We start from the raw sequence: 21,679 nt of genomic DNA on the forward strand, positions 1-21,679 counted from the left end.
CCGCACGTCCGCCGCGGCCCGCGGCCGGCGGGACGCCGACCGCGCCGTCATCGGCATCGGAGCAGGGCGAGCGCGCTCACTGCGTGACGGACCACACGAAGGTGGCCGAACCGGACGCTCCTCTCGGGTCCTTGGCCGTCACGGTCACCGTGTAGGTCCCGGTGGCGGTGCCCGAGCCGGAGACGGTGCCGTTCGACGCGATACCGATGCCGGGCGGCAGCCCGGTCGCGGTGAAGGTGAGCGGCTGCGTGGTGTCGGAGTCGGCCGCCTGCATGGTGAACGACGCCGCCCTGCCCTTCGGGCTGCTGTAGCCGTGCGGATTGACCACGCCGACCGTCTCGGCGCCCGCCACCCCCGAGTTCGCGGTGACGTTCGCGCTGACGGCCGTGTTGGCCGGCGACACGCCGGCCGCCGAGGCACCGGCGGCGACCTGCCCGGTCAAGGTGTGCGCCAGGCCGGTCGAGCCGGACAGCGGCAGGCTGGCGGAGGAGTCCCCGACCCTGATCGCGTATGTGCCCGCGGCCGCCTCCCACTGGTTGTCCGCCGCCGACCAGGACGCCAGGTCGTGGACGGTGAGCGGGAAGGCGACCGTGGCGCTCTGCCCCGGGTCCAGCGACACCCGCTGGAAGCCCGCCAGTTGCTCCGGCGGGTCCTGGCTCGCGGCCGGGTCGCCGACGTACAACTGCGCCACGTCCGCGCCCGCCACCGACCCGGTGTTGGTGATCTTCGCGGTCACCGTCGCCCTGCCGTCGGCGTCGAAGGCCCCCACGCTCAGGTCGGAGAAGGAGAACTTCGTGTACGACAGCCCGAAGCCGAACGGGAAGGCGGGCGTGATGTTCTGCGACTGATACCAGCGGTAGCCGATGTCCACGCCCTCGCTGTAGACCGGCCCGGTCGGGGTGCCCGGCCACTGCGCGGTGGTCTGCGCCGGGACCTGGCTCAGGCTGCTGGGGAAGGTGACCGGCAGCTTGCCCGACGGGTCGGCGGCGCCGAAGATCAGCGCGGCCGTGGCGGCGCCGGTCTCCCCTCCGCCGTACCAGTTCTCGAACACGCCGGCGACCTTGTCCAGCCACGGCATGACCACCGGCGAACCGCTGTTGACCACCACGACGGTGTTCGGGTTCACCGCGGCCACATCGTTGATCATCGTCTCGTCCGTACTGGACAGGTCGAGCGTGGACAGGTCGCTCTCCTCGCCCTCCGGGGCGCTGACGTAGACGATCGCGTCGGTGGCGGCTTTGGCCGCGTCGACCGCCTGCTGGATGTCGGCGGTCCCGTTGTCGTCACCGGCGGTGTAGGTGACCTTGACGTTCGGGCCCACCGCGTCCTGCACGCCGGTCAGCGGCCAGACGGTGTTGGCACTGGTGACCCCGCCGCTGCCGCCGCCGGCGAGTTCGACCGCGGCGCCGCCGTCGGTGCCGATGACCGCGACGGACCCGGTCATGTCCGGGTTCAGCGGCAGCAGCCCGTTGTTCTTCAGCAGCACGGTGCCCTCCTCACCGAGCTTCAGCGCGGTCTGCTGGTGCGCCTGCGTGGTGACGGTGGCGGAGAGCGACCCGGACGGCGGGTTGTCGAACAGGCCGAAGGCGAACATCTGGGTCAGGATGCGGGCCACCACGGCGTTCACGGTCGCCTGCTTCAGCGTCCCGGCGGTGAGCGCGGCGGAGACGTCGCTCGCGTCGGAGAACGGCATCGCCACGTCCATGCCGCCCTGGGCGTCCGCGACGGCGTTGCCCGCGGCCCCCCAGTCGGAGACGACGAAGCCGCCGTAGTCCGCCTGCTGGTCGAGCCCGCGCAGGAGCATCTGCGCGCTCGCGCACGAAGGCGCGCCGTTGACCACGGCGTACGAGCACATCATCGAGCCCGGCGCGGACTGCTCGGCGGCGGCCTGGAAGGGCGCCAGGTACAGCTCCTCGAGCGCCTTCTGACTGACCGTCTCGTTGTTCCCGCCGTTGGGGTACTGCTCCTGGTCGTAGGCGGCGGCGTGTTTGACCTCGGCCATCACCCCCTGGCTCTGGAGCCCCTCGACCTCCGCCGAGGTGACCTGGCCGGCCAGGTACGGGTCCTCGCCGTAGGTCTCGTAGGTCCGGCCCCAGCGCGGGTCGCGCACCAGGTTCGTCGTCGGGCCGAGCGCGACGTTCGCGCCCTTGCCGGCGAACTCCGCGCCCTTGGCCGCGCCCTCCTGCTGGATCAGCGCCGGGTCCCAGGTCGCGGCGGCGTTCTCACCGTCGGGGAAGGCCGTCACACCGCCGTTGCCGTCACCGACCCCGGACGGGCCGTCCTCCAGGTTCAGCGCCGGGATGCACAGGTCCGGGATGCCCCCGACCTGGCCGATGTACGACGAACTGCCGTCTCCGGACAGCAGCGTGACCTCCTCGGAGCGGTTCATGGTGTCCAGCACCTGCTGCACCCGCTGGGCGACCGGTGCGGTGGAGCCCACCCACGGGCAGGTCCCGTTGCCGCCGTCGCCGTTGCCGCCGGTGACCGGCGGGGTCGTGGTCAGGCCGTAGACCTCGAACTCGAAGATCGAGTCACCGAACTGGGTGCCGCGAGCCGTCGCGTAGACCCGGATGTAGCGGGAGGTGGTGGAGAACGCCAGCGCGTCGGTGCCGCCGTCCCCGGTCGTCGTGGAGTACACCGGCGTCCAGTCGGTGCCGTTGCCGGAGACCTGGACCTGGTACGCGGTGGCGTACGCGGCTTCCCACAGCAGGTCCGCGCCGCAGATCTGCTGGGCGGAGCCGAGGTCGACCTCCAGCCACTGCGGGTCGGCGGCGGCGCTGGACCACCGGGTGCCGGGATTGCCGTCGGTGGCGCCCGTCGCCGGGTAGGCGGTCGCGTCCTGCGTCGAGGAGGCGGTGGTCGGCTGGTCCAGGGCGAGGTCGTCGGTGCCGCAGTACGTGGTGGGGGCGGTCCCTCCGGTGCCGCCGCCGCCTCCGCCGCCGCCCTGGGTGAAGGTCATGGCGTGGAAGTTCCAGCCGTTGGTGTCCTGGTCGACGGTGAGCGTCTGCCGGCCGGCCGGCAGGGTGACGTCGACGGTGACCGTGGTCCATGTCTCGTAGCCGCCGGTGTTGGGGGCGGCGACCTTGCCGGTCAGGTCGGCGCCGGAGGAGTCGGCGACGTGCAGCGCGTCGGTGATCCCGTACGGCGAGGCCAGCCGGAAGCCGATCGTGTAGTTACCGGCGGTGGCCGCGTCGACGGTGTACGTGAACCACTGGCCCGGCGTGGTCCAGCCCATGTCGTAAGCGCCGCCGGGCGCGCTGGTGCCCTGCCCGTCCGCGGTGGCCTCCAGGTCCACCCCGTCGGCGCGGTAGCCGTTGGCGCTGCCGTTCGTGGAGAGCACGTGGTAGGCGACGCCCTCGCCGCCGGTGTCGTAGTTCGCGGCCTCGACCGTGCCGGGGACGGCCGCCGGTGTGCCGCCGAAGGCGCCGCCGCCGGCCGCCTGGGCCGAGGTGAGCGCCCCGGCGCCGGCCAGTGACAGGCCGAGCAGGGCCATCACCAGGACCAGCGTGCGCGCTATCGGGCCGCCGCGCGAGCGCCGTTGCTGCGACGGCCGTTGGTGCGACGGCTGTAGGCGTGGGGGCTGCCGGCGGGGGGACCGTAGGCGCGGAAGCGGCCGGCGACGCGGCGGTCTCGACCTGCCGCGCTCGGGTTCCGGCGGCCGCGGCCGCGCGAGCGGGAGGAGCCTCATGGCGTTCCCTTCGGTTGCGTGTTCCGCTTCGGCGGTGCCATGCCACTCGGCCGGCCGGCGGGGGCCCGGTGGGCGGCCCGGGGCGTGCCGCGGCGGTGTGCGGGGACGTGGAGGACGGCCCGGTGCGCGGTACGCCGTTCCGTCAGCCGGCAACCGTGGAGTGGGGGTTCCGAGGCGGGTGGGGGAGAGTGCGGAGAGCGCTCTCCAAGATGCGGGCAAGGCTTCCGCCGCGTCAAGCGTCTGCGACGGACCAACGGGGTCGATCACGGCGGTGGGGCGCCGGGCGCCGGCGGGCGCCGCGCCCCGGGCCGGCCGACGCCATGGGTCCGACAGGGCCTACTCCAGGCCCCGCCCCCGCCGGAAGCGGGCCAGCCCGTCGGCGAGTTCCACCACCGGCTCCGGATACTCCCCGCACCCGGCGCGCTCCCGCGGGGACAGCTTCCACGGCTCGTGCACCGCCGCACCCGCCACCCCGGCCAACTCCGGTACCCAGCGCCGCACATAGCCGCCGTCCGGATCGTAGCGCCGGGCCTGGAGCAGCGGGTTGAGCACGCGGTTGGGGCGCGAGTCGGTGCCGGTGCCGGCCACCCACTGCCAGTTGAGCTGGTTGTTCGCCACGTCGCCGTCGACCAGCAGCTCCAGGAAGTGCCGTGCCCCGATCCGCCAGTCCACGTAGAGCGTCTTGGTGAGGAAGCTCGCCGCCAGCAGCCGCCCCCGGTTGTGCATCCAGCCCTCGGCCCGCAGCTGCCGCATCGCCGCGTCCACCACCGGGTAGCCGGTCCGGCCCTGCCGCCACGCCTCGGTGTCGGCCTGCGCCGCCGCCCCCGTACGCCAACGGTCCTGCCGGGTACGGTAGTCGGCCGCCGCCACCGCCGGATTCGCCGCCAGCACCTGGTGGTGGAAGTCGCGCCAGCACACCTGCCGGACGAACGCCTCCGCGCCCGGCCCGCCCTTCGCCCGCGCCCGCCGCACCGCCTCCACCGGCGACAGCGTGCCGAAGTGCAGGTGCGGCGAGAGCCGCGACGTCGCGTCGCCCGCCAGGTCGTCGTGGCGGTCCTCGTACGCCTCGACGCCGTGCCGCATCCAGCTGCCCAGCAGCCGCCGGGCCACCGCCTCGCCGCCCGCGGCCAGTTCGGGCGACACCCCGCCGACCGCCGAGCGCGGCTCGATCCGCGCCGACCGCACGGCCGCCGGCACCCGTACCGTGCGCGGCGCCGGCAGCGGATCGCGCAGCCCCTCCTGCTGCCAGCGCCGGAAGTACGGCGTGAACACCGCGAAGTGCGACGAGCCGTTCGGGACGACCCGGCCCGGCGGCACCGCCGTGACCACCGCGTCATGGATGTGCAGCCGCCGCCCGTCCGCGGCCAGCGCGCGCCGCAGCCGCTCCTCGCGGCGCTGCGCGAAGGCGCTGCACCCGGCCGCCACATGGACGTCGGCGGCGTCCGCCTCCCGCGCCACCGCGCACACCTGCGCGACCGTCCCGCCCTCGCGCAGCACCAGCCGCCCGCCGCGCTCGCGCAGCCCCTGGTCCAGCGCGGCCAGGCAGTCCGCGAGGAACGCCAGCCGGTTGGGCGCGGCGAACCCGGCGGCCGCCACCGCCGGGTCGCGCACGAACAGCGGCACCACCTCGGCCGCGCCGGCCAGCGCGGCGCGCAGCGGCGGGTGGTCGTGCAGCCGCAGGTCCGAGGTGAACAGCACGACCGCGCGGGAGGTGCCGTCCGCGGAGCCGGCGGGCCGGGAGGCGCGGGCCGGGCTCATACGGCGGGCCCCTTCCCCGAGGGCCGGGACCCGGGACCCTCCGGCGTACCACGGTCCTCGTCCGGCGTGAGGTCCCCGTCCGGCGTACGGTCTCCGTCCGGCGCCTGCTCCGCACGTTCCGCCGCCCGCGCGATGTTGCGGGCCATGCCGCCGAAGACGGCCGTGTGGAAAGGGGAGATGGCCCACCAGTAGAGGTGCCCGAACAGGCCGTGCGGCTGGAAGACGGCCCGCTGCCGGTAGCGGGTGCGGCCGTCCGGCCCGGTCCCGGCCCGCATCTCCAGCCACGCCGGTCCCGGCAGCCGCATCTCGGCGCGCAGCCGCAGCAGCTTCCCCCGTTCGATCTCCTCCACCCGCCAGAAGTCCAACGAGTCCCCGACCCGCAGCCGTTGCGCGTCCCGCCGCCCGCGCCGCAACCCGACCCCGCCCACCAGCCGGTCCAGCCGGCCGCGCACCGCCCACGCCAACGGGAAGGAGTACCAGCCGTGTTCGCCGCCGATCCCCTCGATCACCCGCCACAGCCGGTCCGGTGAGGCGGCCACCGGGGCCTCGCGGACGTCGGTGTAGAGGCTGCCGCCGGCCCAGTCCGGGTCGGTCGGCAGCGGGTCGCTCGGCGCGCCCGGCACCGACGCCGACGACCAGCGCGTGGTCACCTCGGCGTCCCGCACCCGTTGCAGCGCCAGCCGCAGCGCGGTGTCCACGTCGAGCGGCGCGCCCGGCGGATCGGGCACGTAGGCGGCGATGTCGTGCTCGCGGCAGACCACTTCGTGCCGCAGCGACTCCGCGAGCGGCCGCGCCACCCCCGCCGGGACCGGGGTCACCAGCCCCACCCAGCGGCTGGACAGCTTCGGCGTCAGCACCGGCACCGGCACGATCACCCGCCGCGGCAGCCCGGCCGCCGCCGCGTACCGCCGCATCATCTCCCGGTACGTCACCACGCCGGTGCCGCCGATGTCGAAGGTCCGGTTCACGTCCGCCGGGATGGCCGCGGCGCCCACCAGGTAGCGCAGCACGTCCCGCACCGCGATCGGCTGCATCCGGGTGCGCACCCAACTCGGCGTCACCATCGCCGGCAGCCGCTCGGTGAGGTAGCGCAGCATCTCGAACGACGCCGAACCCGACCCCAGGATCACCGCCGCCCGCAGCACCGCGGTCGGCACGCCCGACGACAGCAGGATCTCGCCGACCTCGGTCCGCGAGCGCAGGTGCGGCGAGAGCCGCCCCACCGGCACGCCGGGTGGGGTCAGCCCGCCCAGGTAGACGATGCGCCGCACCCCCGCCGCGCGGGCCTGCTCGGCGAAGATCCGCGCGGCCGTACGGTCGGTGTACTCGAACCCGGCGCCCGTACCCAGCGCGTGCACCAGGTAGTACGCCACCTCGACGTCTGCCAGGGCCGCGCGCACCGCCGCCGGGTCCAGCACGTCCCCGGCCGCGACCTCGACCCGGTCCGCCCACGGGTAGTCGCGCAGCTTCACCGGGGTGCGGGCCAGGCAGCGCACCGCGTAGCCGGCGTCGAGGAGTTGGGGCACGAGCCGGCCACCGATGTACCCGGTCGCCCCGGTCACCAGGCAGCGCGCTCCGGCGTGAGCTGTCATCGGCCCACCGTAGCGGACGCAGCGCACCGAATCGGTTACCGTGCGTGTGCGGTGTGCGGTGCGACGGTCATCGCGCGGGCGGCGGATCGGCGCGGGCGGGCCGGCGCAGTGCGGCATTCGGACGCGTGCGCCGCTCCCGCGGGTGAACCGGCAGGTGTCGGCCGAAGGGTACGGCGGCGCGCGGTGCTTGGCTCGGCGGGTCGGAGCACGCGCGTGCGGTCGGGGTCGAGGCGGTGGGTCATGGCGGGCGGGGCAGCCGGGGCGGAAGGCGCGGCGGGCGACGCGGACACGCTGCTGCGCAGCCGCAGCTACCTGGTCCTGCTGGCGTTCGCGGTGCTGCTGGGCGTACCGGTCTCGGCGGCGGCGTTCGGCTTCCTCGCGCTGGTCGGGAAGCTCGAACCGCTGCTCTACCACGACCTGCCCCGCGGCCTGGGGTTCGACGGGACACCGCCGTGGTGGCCGGTGCCGCTGCTCGCGGTCGGCGGGCTGCTGACCGCACTGTGCGTGCGGTACCTTCCCGGCCGCGGCGGCCATGAGCCCACCGACGGGTTCTCCGCCGCCGGCACCCCGGCGCTGACCGCGCTGCCGGGCATCCTGCTGGCCGCGCTCGCCACCCTGGCGTTCGGCGCGGTGCTCGGCCCGGAGGCGCCGCTGCTCGCGCTCGGGGGCGGGCTGGCCGCCGGGTCGGTCCGGCTGCTGCGCCCGGGGCTGCCCGCGCGCGTCTACGCGGTGGTCGGCGCCACCGGCAGCTTCGCGGCGGTCAGTTCACTGCTCGGCTCCCCGCTGCTGGGGGCGTTCCTGCTGATGGAGGCGGCCGGGCTGGGCGGGCCGATGCTGGGCCCGGTGCTGGTGCCGGGGCTGCTGGCGTCGGGCATCGGCGCGCTGATCTTCGTCGGCATCGGGTCCTGGACGGGCCTGGGGACGTACTCCCTGAAGCTGCCTAACGTGCCGAAGGCGGCCGACCCGACCGCGGCCCAGTTCGGCTGGGCGCTGCTGATCGGGCTGGCCGCGGCCCTGCTCGCGGCCGCGATCCGGTGGCTGGCACGGCGCTCGCGCGACCGGGTCGAGGTGCGCCGGCTGCCGCTGACGGTGCTGCTCGGCCTGCTCGTCGCGGGCCTGGCGGTCGCCTACGCGCAGGGCTCGGACAAGCCCGCCACCGACGTGCTGTACTCCGGGCAGAGCGCCATGGGCCCGCTGCTGTCCGGCGCGGCCGGCTATTCCGTCGGCACCCTCTTCCTGCTCCTGGCGTGCAAGGGCCTGGCGTACGCCGCGTCGCTGAGCGCCTTCCGGGGCGGCCCGATCTTCCCGTCCCTGTACGTCGGCGCCGCCGGCGGGGTGCTGATGTCGCACCTGCCCGGGCTGCCGCTGGTCGCCGCGTTCGCCACCGGCATGGGCGCGATGAGCGTCGCGGTGCTCAGGCTGCCGCTCACCTCGGTGCTGCTGGCCACGCTCCTGATCGGCCGGGACGGGCTGACCGTGATGCCGCTGGTGATCCTGGCGGTCGTGGTGTCGTACGTGGCGACGGCCGCCCTGTCCCGGCCAGCGCGGCCGCAGGGCCCGCAGGCCGCGCACGGCCCGCAGGCTCCGCCCGCCCCGACCGCCCCGCCGCACCCGGAAGACCGCCCGCCGCACCCGCCGGGCTCCGCGCACCCGGCCGGCCCGTGAGCCGCGGGCCGAATCCCGCCGCCGCGCCGCGCGACCGCTTGCCTTCGAGCGCACTCCAGCTCCTAGCCTCGACCGCATGACCACACCACAGCAGCCCATCGCCTCCGGATTCGGCGCCGAGAGCACCGCGGCCGAGGTCCTGCGCGGCATCGACCTGACGGGGAAGCTCGCGGTCGTCACCGGCGGCTACTCCGGGCTCGGCCTGGAGACGACCCGCGCGCTGGCCGCGGCCGGCGCGCACGTCGTCGTGCCGGCCCGCCGCCCCGACACCGCGCGGGAGGCGCTGGCCGGGATCGACGGCGTGGAACTGGACGAGCTGGACCTCGCCGACCTCGGAAGCGTCGAGAAGTTCGCCGAGCGGTTCCTCGCCACCGGCCGCGACATCCACCTCACCATCAACAGCGCCGCCGTCATGGCCTGCCCCGAGACCCGGGTGGGCCCGGGCTGGGAGGCGCAGTTCGCCACCAACCACCTCGGCCACCACGCGCTGGTCAACCGGCTGTGGCCGGCCATCGAGCGGGGCCGCGGCCGGGTCGTCTCGGTCTCCTCCGCCGGCCACCACTACTCCCCGATCCGCTGGGACGACCTCCACTTCGACCAGGGGCACTACGACAAGTGGGAGGCGTACGGGCAGGCCAAGACCGCCAACGCGCTCTTCGCCCGCCACCTCGACACCCTCGCCCGCGACCGCGGTGTGCGCGCCTTCTCGCTGCACCCGGGCGGCATCCTCACCCCGCTCCAGCGCCACCTGCCGTGGCAGGAGATGGTGGACCGCGGCTGGATCGACGCCGACGGCAACCCGCTGAACCCGGCCGGCTTCAAAACCCCCGAACAGGGCGCCGCCACCCAGGTGTTCGCCGCGACCTCGCCCCAACTCGACGGCAAGGGCGGGGTCTACCTGGAGGACTGCGACATCGCGGCCCCCGCCGTGCCAGGCGGCCCCCGCACCGGCGTCAAGGACTACGCGGCCGACCCCGAGCAGGCGGCCCGGCTGTGGGCCCTGTCGGCGGAGCTGACCGGGGTCGACGCGCTGGGCTGACGAAGCGTCACTTAACGTCTGGTGTAGGTTGCTTGCGCGGCCGGACCGAACCGTCGCGACTCCGGTGCGGTCCGGTCCCCGGCTGCCGGGAAACCGCCTGCCCGGCCCCGGTCCGGCAGGGGCTGGTTGAATGCTCCCGTGCCCGCCACCCGTCCCGGTATCGACGTCCTGAGCGTCCTGTGCGGCCCCGACCGCCGCCACGGCAGCGAGGTCGCGGTCGTACGCGACGGGCGGCCGTATCCCGACCGGCACGCGCGGCAGGAGCTGGCGGCCCGGCTCGGCTGCCCGCACACCGTCTTCGTGGACGACCCGGAACGCGGCGCCGTCGAGGTGCACCGGCCCGGACAGGGCGTGGCGGCCGACCCGCACGCCCTGATCGGCGCGGCGTGGCTGCTGGACCTGGAGATCCTGGAACTGCCCGCGCTCGGCGACGTGTTCGCCCGGCACGACGGGGAGTTCGGCTGGGTCACCGCGGCCGCGGAGTGGCCCGGGCCGTGGGAGCTGCGGCAGTACGCCGACCCGGCCCAGGTCCTCGGGCTGCCGGCGGACGGCAGCGCGGAGCGCGTCTACGCGTGGGCGTGGGCCGACGAGGCGGCCGGGCGGGTCGTCGGCGCCGAACTCGGTCCGGGCGCCGGGTCCACCGGCGCGGGCGCGCTGCTGCTCGCCCACGAACTGCAACGGGCCCTGAACGTCACGCAGGCGCCGGGCGCGCAGATCCTCTGCGCGCCCGGCGCCGACGGCACCATCGAGATCGGCGGCCGGGTGTTCCTGGCCGCCGCCCGGTAGCCGCCCACCGGCCAGTGGCCAGTCGGTGGCCGGGCGGCGGCTGCCGGGGACGTGGGCGGTCAGCCGTTGGGCAGGATGACCGCGCGCCCGTTGATCTGCCCGGCGTGCAGCCGCTCGTACGCCCGCGGCGCCTCGTCCAGCGAGAAGGTCTCGGTGTGCACGGAGACCTCGCCGGTGCGGGCCAGCGCAAGCACCTCCTGGAGCTCGCCGCGGCTGCCCCAGTACGGGGCGTACGCCGTCACCTCGAACGGCAGCGCGCCGAACCCGACCGGCAGCGTGCCGCCGGCGATCCCGACGACGGCCACCTCGGCCTCGATGCCGGCCACGGCCGCGGCCGTGCGCAGGGTGGGTTCGGCGCCGACGAAGTCGAAGACCGCCTGCGCGCCCAGCCCGCCGGTCAGCTCGCGGACCGCGGCGCCCGCCTTGTCGTCGGAGAGCACCGCCTCATGGGCGCCGACCTCGCGTGCCAGCCGCAGCTTGTCCTCGCTGACGTCCAGGGCGACGACCCGGGCCGGGCTCAGCGCCCGCAGCAGCTGGATCGCGGTGTGCCCGAGGCCGCCGGTGCCGATGACGACCGCGGTGGAGCCGGGCACCAGCTTGGGCAGCGCCCGCTTGATCGCGTGATAGGGCGTCAGGCCCGCGTCGGTCAGCGGCACCGCCGCCACCGGGTCGAGCCCGCCCAGCGGCACCAGGTGGCGCGGGTCGTCCACGAGCAGGTACTCGGCGATGGCGCCGGGCGCGCCGAGCCCGGGCGGGCGGATGCCCAGCTCGTCGGCGCGCAGGCAGTAGTTCTCCTTGCCCTCCGCGCACTTGGCGCACTGGCCGCAGCCCCAGGGGCCGTAGACCGCGACGGCGTCGCCCTCGCGGACCCCGGTCGCGCCCGCGCCGAGCGCGACCACGGTGCCGACGCCCTCGTGGCCGAGGGTGAGCGGCAGCTGGTACGGGAAGCCGTCGGCCGGCCAGCTCATCACGGCGATGTCGCTGTGGCACACGCCGGCGGCGGTGACCTTCAGGAGCACCTGGCCGGGGCCGGGCTCGGGGTCGGGAACGGTCACCACCTCGGGAGCGGCGCCGATGGTGCGGTACTGCAGGGCCTTCATGGGGGTTCTCCTCTCCAGCGGGACGGATCTCGCGGCTCAGACGGCGGTGTAGGCGCCGTCCACCAGGTGGTAGCTGCCGGTGACGAAGGAGGCGCGGTCGGAGAGCAGGAACCCGATCAGCTCGGCGACCTCCTCGGGCCGGCCCAGCCGACCGGCCGGGTGCAGGCCGACCAGCGCGGCCCGCGCCTGGTCGTCCATCGCCTGGAGCAGCGGCGTCTCGATGAAGCCGGGGCCCACGGAGTTGATCCGGATACCGCGCGCGGAGTACTCGGCCGCCGCGGACTTCGTCAGCCCGACCACGCCGTGCTTGGCGGCCACGTAGGCGGGCGAGCCGGCGAAGCCGACGGACCCGAGGATCGAGGCGACATTGACGATGGCGCCGCCGCGGCCGGTGGCCTCGATGGCGGGCAGCTCGTGGCGCAGGCAGTAGAAGACGCCGTCGAGGTTGGTGCGGATCACCCGGTCGTACGCGGCGATGTCGTACGCGCCGGTGGGCGCGCTCGGGCCGCCGATCCCGGCGTTGTTCACGGCGAGGTCGAGGCCGCCGAAGGTCTCGGTGGCGAAGCCGACGGCCGCCGCCACGGAGTCCGGGACGGTCACGTCGAGGGTGGTGGCCGCGGCCGACAGCCCGTCGGCGGTCAGGGCCGCGGCGGCCCGCTCGGCGCCGGCGGTGTCGTAGTCGGCGATGACGACGTGGGCGCCGCCGGCGGCCAGCAGCCGGGCGGTGGCCAGGCCGATGCCGGAGGCGGCGCCGGTGACGAGGGCGGTGCGGCCGGCGAACTCGGTGGAGCCGGTGGCCGGGGTGGAGCTGGGGGTGTTGCTCATGGTGTTCTCACTCATCGGTAGTGCGTGATGGTTCGGTGGTGCGTGATGGTGCGGTGCTGCGGTGTGCGGCCGCCGAGGCGGCCTGGCTGGAGAGGACGTCGTAGGCGCGCTCGACCAGGTCGGTGAGGTCGGCGCCCGGGCCGCCGGGGGCCGCCGTGTCCTGCGGGGTGTGGGCCCAGGCGCGCAGCGCGGCGGTCAGCACGCCCGCCGCGGCCTCCACGACCACGGCCGGGCGCAGGTCCCGCAGGGTGTCGGTGCCCAGCCGCTCGGCGACGATCCGCACCGACTCGTCCTGCGCGTCCACACGGATGCGCTCGTAGGCCGCGAAGAGCGTGGGCTCGGAGTCGAGCAGGGCGATGATCCGGCGCATCTGCGGCCGCAGGTGGCGGGCCGGGGTGCGCGGGTCGGTGAGCCAGGCGCGGACCGCCCGGCGGTAGGCCAGCAGCGGCGGCTCGTCGGCGGGGCGGGTGCGCAGCAGCGCGTTGATCCGCTCGCCGTCGTCGCGGACGAAGCCGAGCGCGGCATCCTCCTTGCCGGTGAAGTACCGGCTGAAGGTGCGGCGGGTGACGTCCGCGCGTTCGGCGACGGCCTCCACCGTGGTGGCGGCCAGCCCCCGCTCCAGGATCAGCTCGACCGCGGCGGTGGCGAGTGCCTCCCGGGTGCGGCGGGCCCGCAGCAGCCGCCGGTCGGTCCCGGCGGTGCCGCGCTGTCCTGGTACGTCGGCGTCCATGGGTACGACGCTACGCCCGAATGTCCCGGTGGGACATTTTTCCCGGTGAGACAAATGTCCCACCGGGACGGATGTCTCACCGGGACATTGCGGCCCGGCGAGGGTGTAGAAGGGGCCGCGGGAAGGGCACCCGAAGGCGCCCCGCGGGCGTCAGCCGGTGGTCGGGCGGTAGGCGTACACCGTCGTGGCGACCTCGCACACGCTCGGCGGCACGATCTCCACCCGCAGCAGCTTCGCCGCCGTGTCGTAGTCGATGCCCTCGGCCTCGAAGGTGCCCGAGCAGATGCTGCTCTGCGGGAGCTGGAAGAGCGTGGTGACCTGCCCGGTGACCGCGGTGCCGTCCAGCGCGTGCGGCAGGTCGACCTGGACGACGTCCTTCGCCGCGTCGTCGGAGGAGCACACCAGGCGCGTCGCGGAGACGAAGTCGCAGCCCTGGATGTCGTCGACGCTGCGGTCCAGCGTGATCTGTCCGGCCTGCGGGAGGGTGCCGCCGGTGGCCGGCGTCGAGGAGTTGGTCAGCGGCGCGGGGAAGACCTGGAGCCGGCCCTCGGTGCCCCACTCGCCCTCCACCAGCCACTGGGCGTCGGGGGAGACCGCGGCGAACGAGTTGTTCAGCAGCTCGCCGGAGTCCAGCGGGTGCGTGTAGTCGTAGGTCGCGCCGGACGGCGTGGTGACCTCGAAGAGCTTCGACGTGGCGTCGTCGCCGCCCTGGTAGGCGTCGTAGACGTAGCCGCCCACGATGTCCGGGTCGCCGACGTGGTTCCAGCCCTGGACCCGCAGCCGCAGCGGCACCGAGCCCAGGCCCCGGGTGAGCAGCGAGCCGTCGGCCTTGGTGGCGATGCCCTCGCCGCCGGTCACGGAGTTGACCGTCGAACTGCCCGCGGCCACCCAGCCGCCGGGGGAGTCGTCCGCCCGGGCGGTCGCGGTGCCCAGGGCGGTGGCGGCGGCGGTGGCGATGATCAGGGCGGTCGCGCGGCGGCGCAGTGCGGTGGCGTTCACAAAAACCCCCAAGGTGGTCGGGCGGAGCGCTCGGCATGCCCGGCCCCGACCACGTGCGCGGGCGCGGTGGCGGGCTCGGGCGCCCCGACCCTAGCCCCAGCGGTATCACCCGCACCACCACGCCCCGGCCAACTCGCCCTGAACTTCGCGCCCGTGACGGCCCACCACCCGGGCCCGGGGCCCGCCGCCCGGGCCCGGGCCCTCGCGGACCGAACCTGACCGCATTGCTCCCTACCGTTGGGGGCATCACGACGGACGGCGCCGGAGAGCCGGCGCCGCAGGACCGAGAGGTGCACACCCATGCCGAGCCTGGTGAACGCGGAGACCGACGAGCGCGACGCCCTGCTTCAGTTCCTCGACGCCCAGCGCGGCGCGCTGCGCCGGGCGGTGCTCGGGCTCACCGACGAGCAGGCCGCCGCCCACCCCAGCGCCAGCACGATGTCGCTCGGCGGCCTCGTCAAGCACGCGGCGCGCCGCGAGCACGACTGGGTGCAGGTCGTCCTGATGGGCCGCCAGGAGCCCCAGCGCGTCCAGGGCCCCGAGGACTGGGCCGACGAGTTCCAACTGCTGCCCGGCGAGCGGCTGTCCGACGTCCTCGCCGAACTCGACGCGGTGGCGCGCGCCACCCGGGAAGCCGTCGCCGCCCTGCCCACCCTCGACGTCGGCGTCGCGCTGCCCGAGGCGCCGTGGTTCCCCAAGGACGCCAAGCGCAGCGCCCGCTGGATTCTGCTCCACCTCATCGGGGAGCAGGCCCGGCACGCGGGCCACGCCGACCTCATCCGCGAATCGCTGGACGGCGCCCTGGAGTTCGAGCTGCTCGCCCAGGAGCAGAGCGGGCAGCAGGAAGGGTAGCCACGCGCCCGGGGCTGAGCGCCAGGGCCGGGGCGGGGGCCGGGGCCGCGCGGGTCAGTGCCCGCCGCGGCCCAGCCCCGGCACCCCCAGCGCGCCCAGCCCGTTGAGCACCACATCGACGCCGACCGCCGCCAGCAGCAGCCCGAGCAGGCGGCTGAGCAGTTCGATGACGGTGTGGTGCGTCCGGCGCAGCAGCGGCGCCAGCACCAGCACGCAGGCCAGGTCGAGCACGATCACCGTCTCGTACGCGCCCACGACCGTGCCGCGCCAGGACCACGAGTCGCGCTCGGACGCCTCGATGAGGATCGCGGTCAGCGCCAGCGGGCTGACCACGAACGGCATCAGCAGCACCCTGATCCCGCCCACCACGTCCGGCTGGTCCTCGTCCGGCGCCTCGACGCCCAGGTGCACCCCGAGCACCAGGCCGATCGCGTAGATGAAGAAGATGATGCCGCCCGCCACCAGCAGCGCGGGCGCCGAGATGTGGAACAGCTCCAGCAGCCAGGGCGCCGTGAACCCGGCGAGCGCGCCCACCGCCAGCGCCAGCACCGACGACAGCAGCGCGATCAGCCGCAGCCGCCCGCGCTCGTGCAGGCGCGCCAGGTGCGCGAACGACAGCAGCACCTTCGGCGGCCCGACGACGGAGAAGAAGGTGATGAACGCGGCGGCGAAGCTCTTGGTGACCATGGGGCGCATCCTCGGCCCGCCGCCCCCGCCCGCGGCGGACCGACCCGCCCGCGCCACCCGTCCCGCCGCTACGATGTGACGGTCGTCGCAGAAGGAGAGTTGAGGTGCCCGGTCACCGAAGCGCGCGCTGACGCCGTAGGTCGTCTCCGACCCGTCATCGCGTGCTGCCCCTGAACACGGTCGGCGCCCGGCAACGGCGCCCGCCCGGTACCGGCCTGCGGCCGGAGCGCGGCACAGCGAGCCCTTCCCTGCCCGGTCCCGGGGCGCGGCAACCGCGCGCCCCCCGCCACCGGCGCCGCTGTTCGCGACCCAAGGGGCACCCGTGCCGACCGTACCTCCGCCGCCTCCCGCACACGTTCCGCCGCCCGCACCCACCCGCGCCGAACCCCCTGCCGGGCTGCTGCGGGACCCCGACTTCCGGCGGTTCTGGTCCGGCCAGACCGCCTCCCAGCTCGGCGAGCAGGCCGCGGCCACGGTGCTGCCGCTGCTCGCCGTCGTGGCGCTGCACGCCGGACCCGGCCGGCTCGGCCTGCTGCGCGCCGCCGAGCAGGCGCCGATCCTGCTGCTGTCGCTGCTGGTCGGCGTGTGGGTGGACCGTCGCCGCTCCACCCGGGTCATGGTCCTCGCCGACCTCGGCCGCGCCGCCGTCCTCGCCGCGGTCCCGCTCGCCTACCTCCTGGGCGGGCTCGGCCTGCCGCTGCTGCTCGCCCTGTCCTTCCTCACCGGCTCCCTGTCGGTGTGCTTCGACGTGGCCTACCAGTCCACGCTGGTCCGGCTGGTGCCGCGGCAGCGGCTCACCGAGGGCAACGGCGTGCTCGAAGGCAGCAGGTCCGCCGCCCGGATCGCCGGGCCCGCGCTCGGCGGGGGACTGGTCTCGCTGCTGGGCGCACCCTTCGCCGCCGCGGGCTGCACCGCCCTGTTCGCGCTGTCCGCACTCGCCGTGCGCCGGGTCCGGCCCGGCGGCCACCATGCTGCTGACACGCCGTCACCCGGGGCCGGCGGCGTGCGGCGGCAGATCCGCGAGGGGCTCCGGCTCGTCGTACGCGACCCGGTGCTGCGCGCCGTCGGCGCCGCGTCGGCCCTCTTCCAGTTCTCCTTCGCCGCCCTGATGACCGTCTACCTGCTGTTCCTGCCGCGCACCCTGCACCTGTCCGGCGGCGCGGTCGGACTCGTGCTCGCCGCCACCGGCCCGGGCGCGCTGGCGGGTTCGGCGCTGGCCGCACGGCTGCCGTCCCGGCTCGGCCTCGGCCCGGTGCTCGTCGGGTCGGCCGCGCTCGCCGACGGCGTGATGCTGGGCGTACCCGCGCTGCACGGCTCCGGCCCCGCCACGCTCGCCGCCCTCACCGCGGTCAACGTGCTGTTCGGCGCCTTCGGCCAGCTCGTCGACGTGACCACCACGGCGATCCGGCAGGCCGCCACGCCCGTACGGTTCCAGGGCCGCGTGGTGGCCACCCTCAACGTCGCGGGCATCGGCATGGGCCCCTTCGGCTCCCTGCTCGGCGGCGCCCTCGCCGCGTACTGCGGCCCGCGCACCGCGCTGCTGGTGACCGCCGCCGCCCTCGTGCTGTCCCCGCTGTACATGGCGTGCTCCCCGCTGGCCCGGCTCGGCCGGCCGGCCCCGGCACACCGTGCGGAGCGCCGACTGCCGTGACATGTACGGGTATGGGGCAGGAGCGGGCCGGGCGGTGGGGACACGCCGGAGGCGGGCACCCGCCCCCGGCCGGGCGCCCGGCCGGGCGTGAACTAGCCTTGCGGCCCATGGGAAACGGGAGCCCGGCGGGAGAATCGGGGTCAGTGAGCACACCGTCGACGCGTCCGGGCCGCGCGGCCGAGCCGCCCGCCGCGCGGTCGGACTACTGCGCGGGCTGCCGCCGCGCCCTCAACGGCGCCTTCATGTGCCCGGGATGCGGCGCCTACGCGCCGGACATCGACCCCCGCGGCCCGGCCGGCCGCGCACCGGTCGACCTGCCGCCGGCGCCGGCGGGGGACGCGGCTGCCGACGGGACCGCGACCGCTGCCACCACGGCCCTGCCCGCCGCGGCCGCCAAGGTGGCGCTCCCGCCGGAGGAGCCCGTCGCCAGGGAACCGTCCGGGCACGCGCCGCCCGGCATATCCGGCCCGGCCGCCGGCTCCGGCACCGCCGAGGACACCCCGGAGCCGGGTGAGGAGCGGCAGCGCAGGAACCGCCGCCGAGCCGCGGTCGTCGCCGCGTTCGCCCTCGTCGGCGCCGGGATCGCCGCGGCGGTGATATCCGCCGGCTCGTCCTCCTCCTCCCGCCCGCCCGCCGTGTCCGTCTCCGACGACCCGTCATCACCCGGCCGTACGGGCCCCGGCGCCGCCACCGCCACCGCGAGTCCGCCGCCCGGCAGCCGCTCTGCCGCGCGCCCCCGCACCTCCGCCGCGGCCCCGCCCGCCACGGACCCCGGCACCTCAGCGTCCGCCGCCCCCACCACCGCACCCCGCGCCCCGGGCACCACGGCCTCCGGCAGTGTGACGACCCCCAGCGCCGCCACGTCCCCGCCGCGGAGCGCCACCCCCACCGGCACCGGGTCCTCCTCGCCCACCCCGAGCCCGAGCCGCAGCTCGCCCTGCGTGTTCGGGCTCTGCCTCAACTGACCCCGCCGGCCAGGGTGTCGGCCAGACCGGTCGCGAAGAGCGAGGTACCGGCGCCGCCGCGCGGGTGGACGTGGTCGATCCACAGCAGGTCCAGGTGCCCGGCGACATCGGTGTACCAGTCGTCCAGCAGCACCTCGGGGTGGCGGGCGTGGTAGTCGCGCACCGTGCTGTTGACGCTGTCCTGCCAGGGGAACGGCCCGCGGACGGTGGTCAGCACGATCCGCCGGTCGCCGACCACCTCGCGCACCCGGTCCACGTCCTGCGCGCCGAAGGTGGCGTTGGTGCCGAGCGCGAGGACCACGGTGCCGCGCAGCTCGTGCCGGGCCAGCAGCTGCGCGCAGATGTCCGGCGCGTCCTCCATCATCCGCCCGACCTGGGCGTAGAGCCGGACACCGGGCAGCAGGCGGTGCAGGTCCTCCGCGGAGCCCAGCGTGATGGAGTCGCCGATCACCGTGACGTCGCTGCCGTCCACGGTGCCGTCCACGCCGCCGGGGGCGGGGGAGGGCGCGGCGGCCGGCTGGGACGGGGCGGCCGACGGCCCGGAGTCCGCGGGGGGCGCGGGCACCGGCGCCGGGGGAGGGGCCGCGGCGCGGGACGCGCCGTGCGGCGCGGCCGCGCGGGCGTCGCCGCCCTTCCCGGCGAGCGTCGCCTCGTACTGCGCGCCGGCTCGCAGCTGGTTCTCCAGGGCGCTGGGCGCCGACGCCGGGCTGGCCAGCACCGCGGCGGTGGCGAGGGCGGCCGCGCCGGCCAGTACCGTGAGCGCCGGATGGCGCCGGGGGAGCCGGCCCCACGCGGTGCGGCCGTACCGTGGCCGGCCGTGGAGCCTGCCGCCCGGCGCCGGGACCGCCGCGGTCGGGCCGTCCGCCGCCCCGTCCGCCGCTCGCTCCGCGGTCTTCGCGGCGCTCGCGCGCTCCCGCAGCAGCGCGGTCGGGCGCCGGACCAGCCGCCGCGCGGCGACCGCCAGCAGGCCGTCCCGCGGCCGGCCGCGGAGCCTGCCGCCCGGCGCCGGGACCGCCGCGGTCGGGCCGTCGTCCGCCCCGTCCGCCGCTTGCTCCGCGGTCTTCGCGGCGCCCGCGCGCTCCCGCAGCAGTGCGGTCGGGCGCCGGACCAGCCGCCGCGCGGCGACCGCCAGCGGCAGCGGCGCGAGGAGTTCCAGCAGGCGCACCGACGTGGAGGTGTCCGGCCACAGGGCGTTCACGGTCACCACGACCGGCCAGTGCCACAGGTACAGCCCGTACGAGTGCCGGCCGAGCAGCCGCAGCGGCGCGGTGTCCAGCAGCCGCGGCTGGGCGCCGAGCGCGCAGCCCGCGCACACGGTGGTGGTCGCGGCGGCGACCGCGGCGAACCCCCACCCGTACATCACGCCGTTGCCCGGGCCGAGCACCGCGAAGGCGACGAGGACGGCCAGCGCGGTCCGTACGGCGGCCCGGCCCCGGTGCGGCAGCCGGTCGGCGTACCGGGCCAGCACGGGCAGCGCCAGCGCGGCGGCGCACCCGGCCAGCAGCGCCCCGCAGTGCGAGTCGGTGCCGAAGTACGCCCGGGAGCCGCCGGTGGCGCCGGGCCCGAGGGCGTGCATCCGCCACAGCGAGACGGCCGCGCCGCCCGCCGCCAGCAGCGCGAGCAGCGCGGCCGTCATGCGGCGGCCGCGGCGCAGCGGCAGGAGCGCGGCCAGCAGCAGCGGCCAGACCAGGTAGAACTGCTCCTCCACGCTCAGCGACCACAGGTGCTGGAGCAGCGGCGGGCTGCCGAAGTGGTGGAAGTAGTCGGCGCCCTGGTGGATTTGCCACCAGTTGTTGACGAACGCCAGCGAGGCCAGGGTGTCGCCGCGCAGCCCATCGCCGATGCCGGTGCCGAGCCCGGCGGTCAGCCGCGCGGTGGCCGCGCAGGCGGCCAGCACCAGCAGGAGTTCGGGCAGCAGGCGCAGCGCGCGGCGCCGCCAGAACCCGGCGAGCGCGATCCGGCCGGTCCGCCGGTGCTCGGCCACCAGCAGGTGGGTGATGAGGAAGCCGCTGATGCCGAAGAAGGCGTCCACCCCGAGGTAGCCGCCGGGCAGCCAGCCCGGGTGCACGTGGTAGGCGACGACGGCGGCGACCGCCAGGGCGCGCAGTCCGTCCAGCCCGGCCAGGCGCGGGGCGGGCGCGGACGGCCCGGGCTCGCGGGCGGCGCGCGGGACGGTGCGGGTGCGGGCCGGGCTCTTGACGGGGGCGCCCTTTGCGGCGGCGCCCTTGGCGGCCCGCGCGGGCCGGGCCGCCGGTCGGGGCACCGGGGAGGCGGCGGAGGGACGGGACTCGGGCGGCGGGGCAGACGAAGGCACGCTCCACCGTAGGAACGCCTTCGCCGGCCCCGCGCGGCCTGATCGACCATCAGAACTAACGGATCATCAGACCATCACCCGAACGTGCGACGCGGTCAGTAGTGGATCGGCCCGCGGACGCCGCCGCCGGCCAGCACCGGGTCGCCGTTGAGCGCCACGCTCTTCGGGCTCGCCAGGAACGCGATGACGTCGGCGACCTCCGCCGCGGTCACGATCCGCCCGATCGAGATGTCCGCCGCGGCCCTGCGCTCCACCTCCTCCGCGCTCACCCCGTGCGCGGCCGCCATCGCGGCCAGGGTCTGCGGGGTCTTCTCGGTACGGGTGAAGCCCGGGTGCACCACCACCACGTTGACACCCTGCGGGCCCAACTCGTCGGCGAGGTTCTTGCTCAGCGCGGCCACCGCCACATTGCGCACCGAGCCCACCACGGACCCGGTCTGACGGGCCGCCAGCCCGCTGATGTTGATGACGCGGCCCCAGCCGCGCTCGACCATCCCGGGCGCGAACGCCCGCGCGGTGCGCAGATAGCCGCGCACCTTCACGTTGAACTGGGCTTCCAGCTCCTCCTCCGGGAAGCTGCCGGGGTTCGGGGTCGCGGCGGAGTTCACCAGGATGTCCACCCCGCCCAGCGCCCGCACAGCTTCCTCGGCCAGCGCCGCCACCGACGCGTCGTCCCCGGTGTCGGCACGCAGCCCCACCACCGTACGGCCCGGCCCCGCAACCGCCTTCACCTCTGCCACCGCCGCGGCCAGCGCCTCGGCCCCCCGCGCGACGAGTCCCACGTCCGCGCCCTCCGCCGCCAGCGCCTTCGCGGTGGCCAGCCCGATGCCCCGGCTCGCACCGGTGACGAGGGCACGGCGGCCGGTCAGTTCGAGATCCACGAGTACATCCCTTTCGATCCTTGCGGTCCCCCCTCCTCCTGATCAATCCCCCCGCCCGCCCCCGTGTTCCCCACCACCCGCCGCCGGAGCGGTATCGGGGGCCGAAGGGGCAGGCACGGGGGTCGGGGTGGGCCGCGGGGTGCGGAG

Annotated in this window: 16 protein-coding genes; 6 read left to right on the forward strand and 10 right to left on the reverse strand. The window is 76.0% G+C overall.

The window, feature by feature from the left end; translation table 11 throughout:
• Window positions 1–76: 76 nt before the first annotated feature.
• From AC3EVP_RS31485 to AC3EVP_RS31495, 3 genes are all read right to left on the reverse strand, one after another.
• The gene (locus AC3EVP_RS31485) at window positions 77–3,493 is read right to left on the reverse strand and encodes a glycoside hydrolase family 3 C-terminal domain-containing protein (protein ID WP_435135913.1); all 3,417 of its coding nucleotides are present in this window, start codon (window positions 3,491–3,493) and stop codon (window positions 77–79) included.
• A gap of 531 nt (window positions 3,494–4,024) precedes the next feature.
• A complete protein-coding gene (locus AC3EVP_RS31490) occupies window positions 4,025–5,446 on the reverse strand; it encodes a cryptochrome/photolyase family protein (protein WP_435135816.1) in 1,422 nt (473 codons plus the stop codon).
• On the reverse strand, window positions 5,443–7,038 hold the full coding sequence (locus AC3EVP_RS31495) for an SDR family oxidoreductase (protein WP_435135818.1): 1,596 nt from the start codon (window positions 7,036–7,038) through the stop codon (window positions 5,443–5,445). The genes AC3EVP_RS31490 and AC3EVP_RS31495 overlap by 4 nt, the downstream gene beginning before the upstream one ends.
• A 240-nt stretch (window positions 7,039–7,278) precedes the next feature.
• On the opposite strand from AC3EVP_RS31495, the gene AC3EVP_RS31500 reads away from it, so the two are divergent.
• From AC3EVP_RS31500 to AC3EVP_RS31510, 3 genes are all read left to right on the forward strand, one after another.
• The gene (locus AC3EVP_RS31500) at window positions 7,279–8,703 is read left to right on the forward strand and encodes a chloride channel protein (protein ID WP_435135820.1); all 1,425 of its coding nucleotides are present in this window, start codon (window positions 7,279–7,281) and stop codon (window positions 8,701–8,703) included.
• A gap of 76 nt (window positions 8,704–8,779) precedes the next feature.
• Window positions 8,780–9,742 carry an SDR family NAD(P)-dependent oxidoreductase gene (locus AC3EVP_RS31505; protein WP_435135822.1) on the forward strand — a complete coding sequence of 321 codons (963 nt, stop codon included), beginning with the start codon at window positions 8,780–8,782 and terminating at the stop codon, window positions 9,740–9,742.
• Window positions 9,743–9,880: 138 nt separating this feature from the next.
• A complete protein-coding gene (locus tag AC3EVP_RS31510; protein WP_435135824.1) occupies window positions 9,881–10,528 on the forward strand; it encodes a PhzF family phenazine biosynthesis protein in 648 nt (215 codons plus the stop codon).
• Between the two features lie 59 nt (window positions 10,529–10,587).
• On the opposite strand, the gene AC3EVP_RS31515 is transcribed toward AC3EVP_RS31510, so the two are convergent.
• The 4 genes from AC3EVP_RS31515 to AC3EVP_RS31530 all read right to left on the reverse strand — a co-directional run bounded on the left by AC3EVP_RS31515 (window position 10,588) and on the right by AC3EVP_RS31530 (window position 14,182).
• Complete coding sequence (locus AC3EVP_RS31515; protein WP_335976578.1) at window positions 10,588–11,628, reverse strand: NAD(P)-dependent alcohol dehydrogenase; 1,041 nt, start codon at window positions 11,626–11,628, stop codon at window positions 10,588–10,590.
• Between the two features lie 36 nt (window positions 11,629–11,664).
• Window positions 11,665–12,453, reverse strand: a complete 789-nt coding sequence (locus AC3EVP_RS31520; RefSeq protein ID WP_435135915.1) for an SDR family NAD(P)-dependent oxidoreductase — start codon at window positions 12,451–12,453, stop codon at window positions 11,665–11,667.
• 7 nt (window positions 12,454–12,460) lie between these two features.
• The gene (locus tag AC3EVP_RS31525) at window positions 12,461–13,183 is read right to left on the reverse strand and encodes a TetR family transcriptional regulator (protein ID WP_335976575.1); all 723 of its coding nucleotides are present in this window, start codon (window positions 13,181–13,183) and stop codon (window positions 12,461–12,463) included.
• 150 nt (window positions 13,184–13,333) lie between these two features.
• On the reverse strand, window positions 13,334–14,182 hold the full coding sequence (locus AC3EVP_RS31530) for a hypothetical protein (protein ID WP_435135826.1): 849 nt from the start codon (window positions 14,180–14,182) through the stop codon (window positions 13,334–13,336).
• A gap of 300 nt (window positions 14,183–14,482) precedes the next feature.
• Between AC3EVP_RS31530 and AC3EVP_RS31535 the strand changes: the two genes are divergently transcribed.
• Window positions 14,483–15,034, forward strand: coding sequence for a DinB family protein (locus tag AC3EVP_RS31535; protein WP_435135828.1), 552 nt, complete (start codon window positions 14,483–14,485; stop codon window positions 15,032–15,034).
• 54 nt (window positions 15,035–15,088) lie between these two features.
• Here the strand turns inward: AC3EVP_RS31535 and AC3EVP_RS31540 are convergent, their stop codons facing one another.
• The gene (locus AC3EVP_RS31540; protein ID WP_435135830.1) at window positions 15,089–15,721 is read right to left on the reverse strand and encodes a MarC family protein; all 633 of its coding nucleotides are present in this window, start codon (window positions 15,719–15,721) and stop codon (window positions 15,089–15,091) included.
• 322 nt (window positions 15,722–16,043) lie between these two features.
• Here AC3EVP_RS31540 and AC3EVP_RS31545 point away from each other — a divergent pair, with 322 nt between their 5' ends.
• Both AC3EVP_RS31545 and AC3EVP_RS31550 read left to right on the forward strand, forming a co-directional pair.
• Window positions 16,044–17,372 carry an MFS transporter gene (locus tag AC3EVP_RS31545; RefSeq protein WP_435135832.1) on the forward strand — a complete coding sequence of 443 codons (1,329 nt, stop codon included), beginning with the start codon at window positions 16,044–16,046 and terminating at the stop codon, window positions 17,370–17,372.
• A gap of 143 nt (window positions 17,373–17,515) precedes the next feature.
• Window positions 17,516–18,337: an SCO2400 family protein gene (locus AC3EVP_RS31550; RefSeq protein WP_435135834.1), complete on the forward strand. Its 822-nt coding sequence runs from the start codon at window positions 17,516–17,518 to the stop codon at window positions 18,335–18,337.
• On the opposite strand, the gene AC3EVP_RS31555 is transcribed toward AC3EVP_RS31550, so the two are convergent.
• Window positions 18,330–20,651 carry an acyltransferase family protein gene (locus AC3EVP_RS31555; protein ID WP_435135836.1) on the reverse strand — a complete coding sequence of 774 codons (2,322 nt, stop codon included), beginning with the start codon at window positions 20,649–20,651 and terminating at the stop codon, window positions 18,330–18,332. The genes AC3EVP_RS31550 and AC3EVP_RS31555 overlap by 8 nt on opposite strands.
• 95 nt (window positions 20,652–20,746) lie before the next feature.
• Complete coding sequence (locus AC3EVP_RS31560) at window positions 20,747–21,532, reverse strand: SDR family NAD(P)-dependent oxidoreductase (RefSeq protein ID WP_335976563.1); 786 nt, start codon at window positions 21,530–21,532, stop codon at window positions 20,747–20,749.
• Window positions 21,533–21,679 lie beyond the last annotated feature (147 nt).

The organism is Actinacidiphila sp. bgisy144 (assembly GCF_057708105.1).

What these genes read in the sequence shown, in the direction of transcription:
- AC3EVP_RS31515 (WP_335976578.1), bottom strand. Translation starts at nt 11,628, where the DNA reads ATGAAGGCCCTGCAGTACCGCACCATCGGCGCCGCTCCCGAGGTGGTG.
- AC3EVP_RS31500 (WP_435135820.1), top strand. Translation starts at nt 7,279, where the DNA reads ATGGCGGGCGGGGCAGCCGGGGCGGAAGGCGCGGCGGGCGACGCGGAC.
- AC3EVP_RS31525 (WP_335976575.1), bottom strand. Translation starts at nt 13,183, where the DNA reads ATGGACGCCGACGTACCAGGACAGCGCGGCACCGCCGGGACCGACCGG.
- AC3EVP_RS31505 (WP_435135822.1), top strand. Translation starts at nt 8,780, where the DNA reads ATGACCACACCACAGCAGCCCATCGCCTCCGGATTCGGCGCCGAGAGC.
- AC3EVP_RS31490 (WP_435135816.1), bottom strand. Translation starts at nt 5,446, where the DNA reads ATGAGCCCGGCCCGCGCCTCCCGGCCCGCCGGCTCCGCGGACGGCACC.
- AC3EVP_RS31535 (WP_435135828.1), top strand. Translation starts at nt 14,483, where the DNA reads ATGCCGAGCCTGGTGAACGCGGAGACCGACGAGCGCGACGCCCTGCTT.
- AC3EVP_RS31495 (WP_435135818.1), bottom strand. Translation starts at nt 7,038, where the DNA reads ATGACAGCTCACGCCGGAGCGCGCTGCCTGGTGACCGGGGCGACCGGG.
- AC3EVP_RS31520 (WP_435135915.1), bottom strand. Translation starts at nt 12,453, where the DNA reads ATGAGCAACACCCCCAGCTCCACCCCGGCCACCGGCTCCACCGAGTTC.
- AC3EVP_RS31485 (WP_435135913.1), bottom strand. Translation starts at nt 3,493, where the DNA reads ATGGCCCTGCTCGGCCTGTCACTGGCCGGCGCCGGGGCGCTCACCTCG.
- AC3EVP_RS31540 (WP_435135830.1), bottom strand. Translation starts at nt 15,721, where the DNA reads ATGGTCACCAAGAGCTTCGCCGCCGCGTTCATCACCTTCTTCTCCGTC.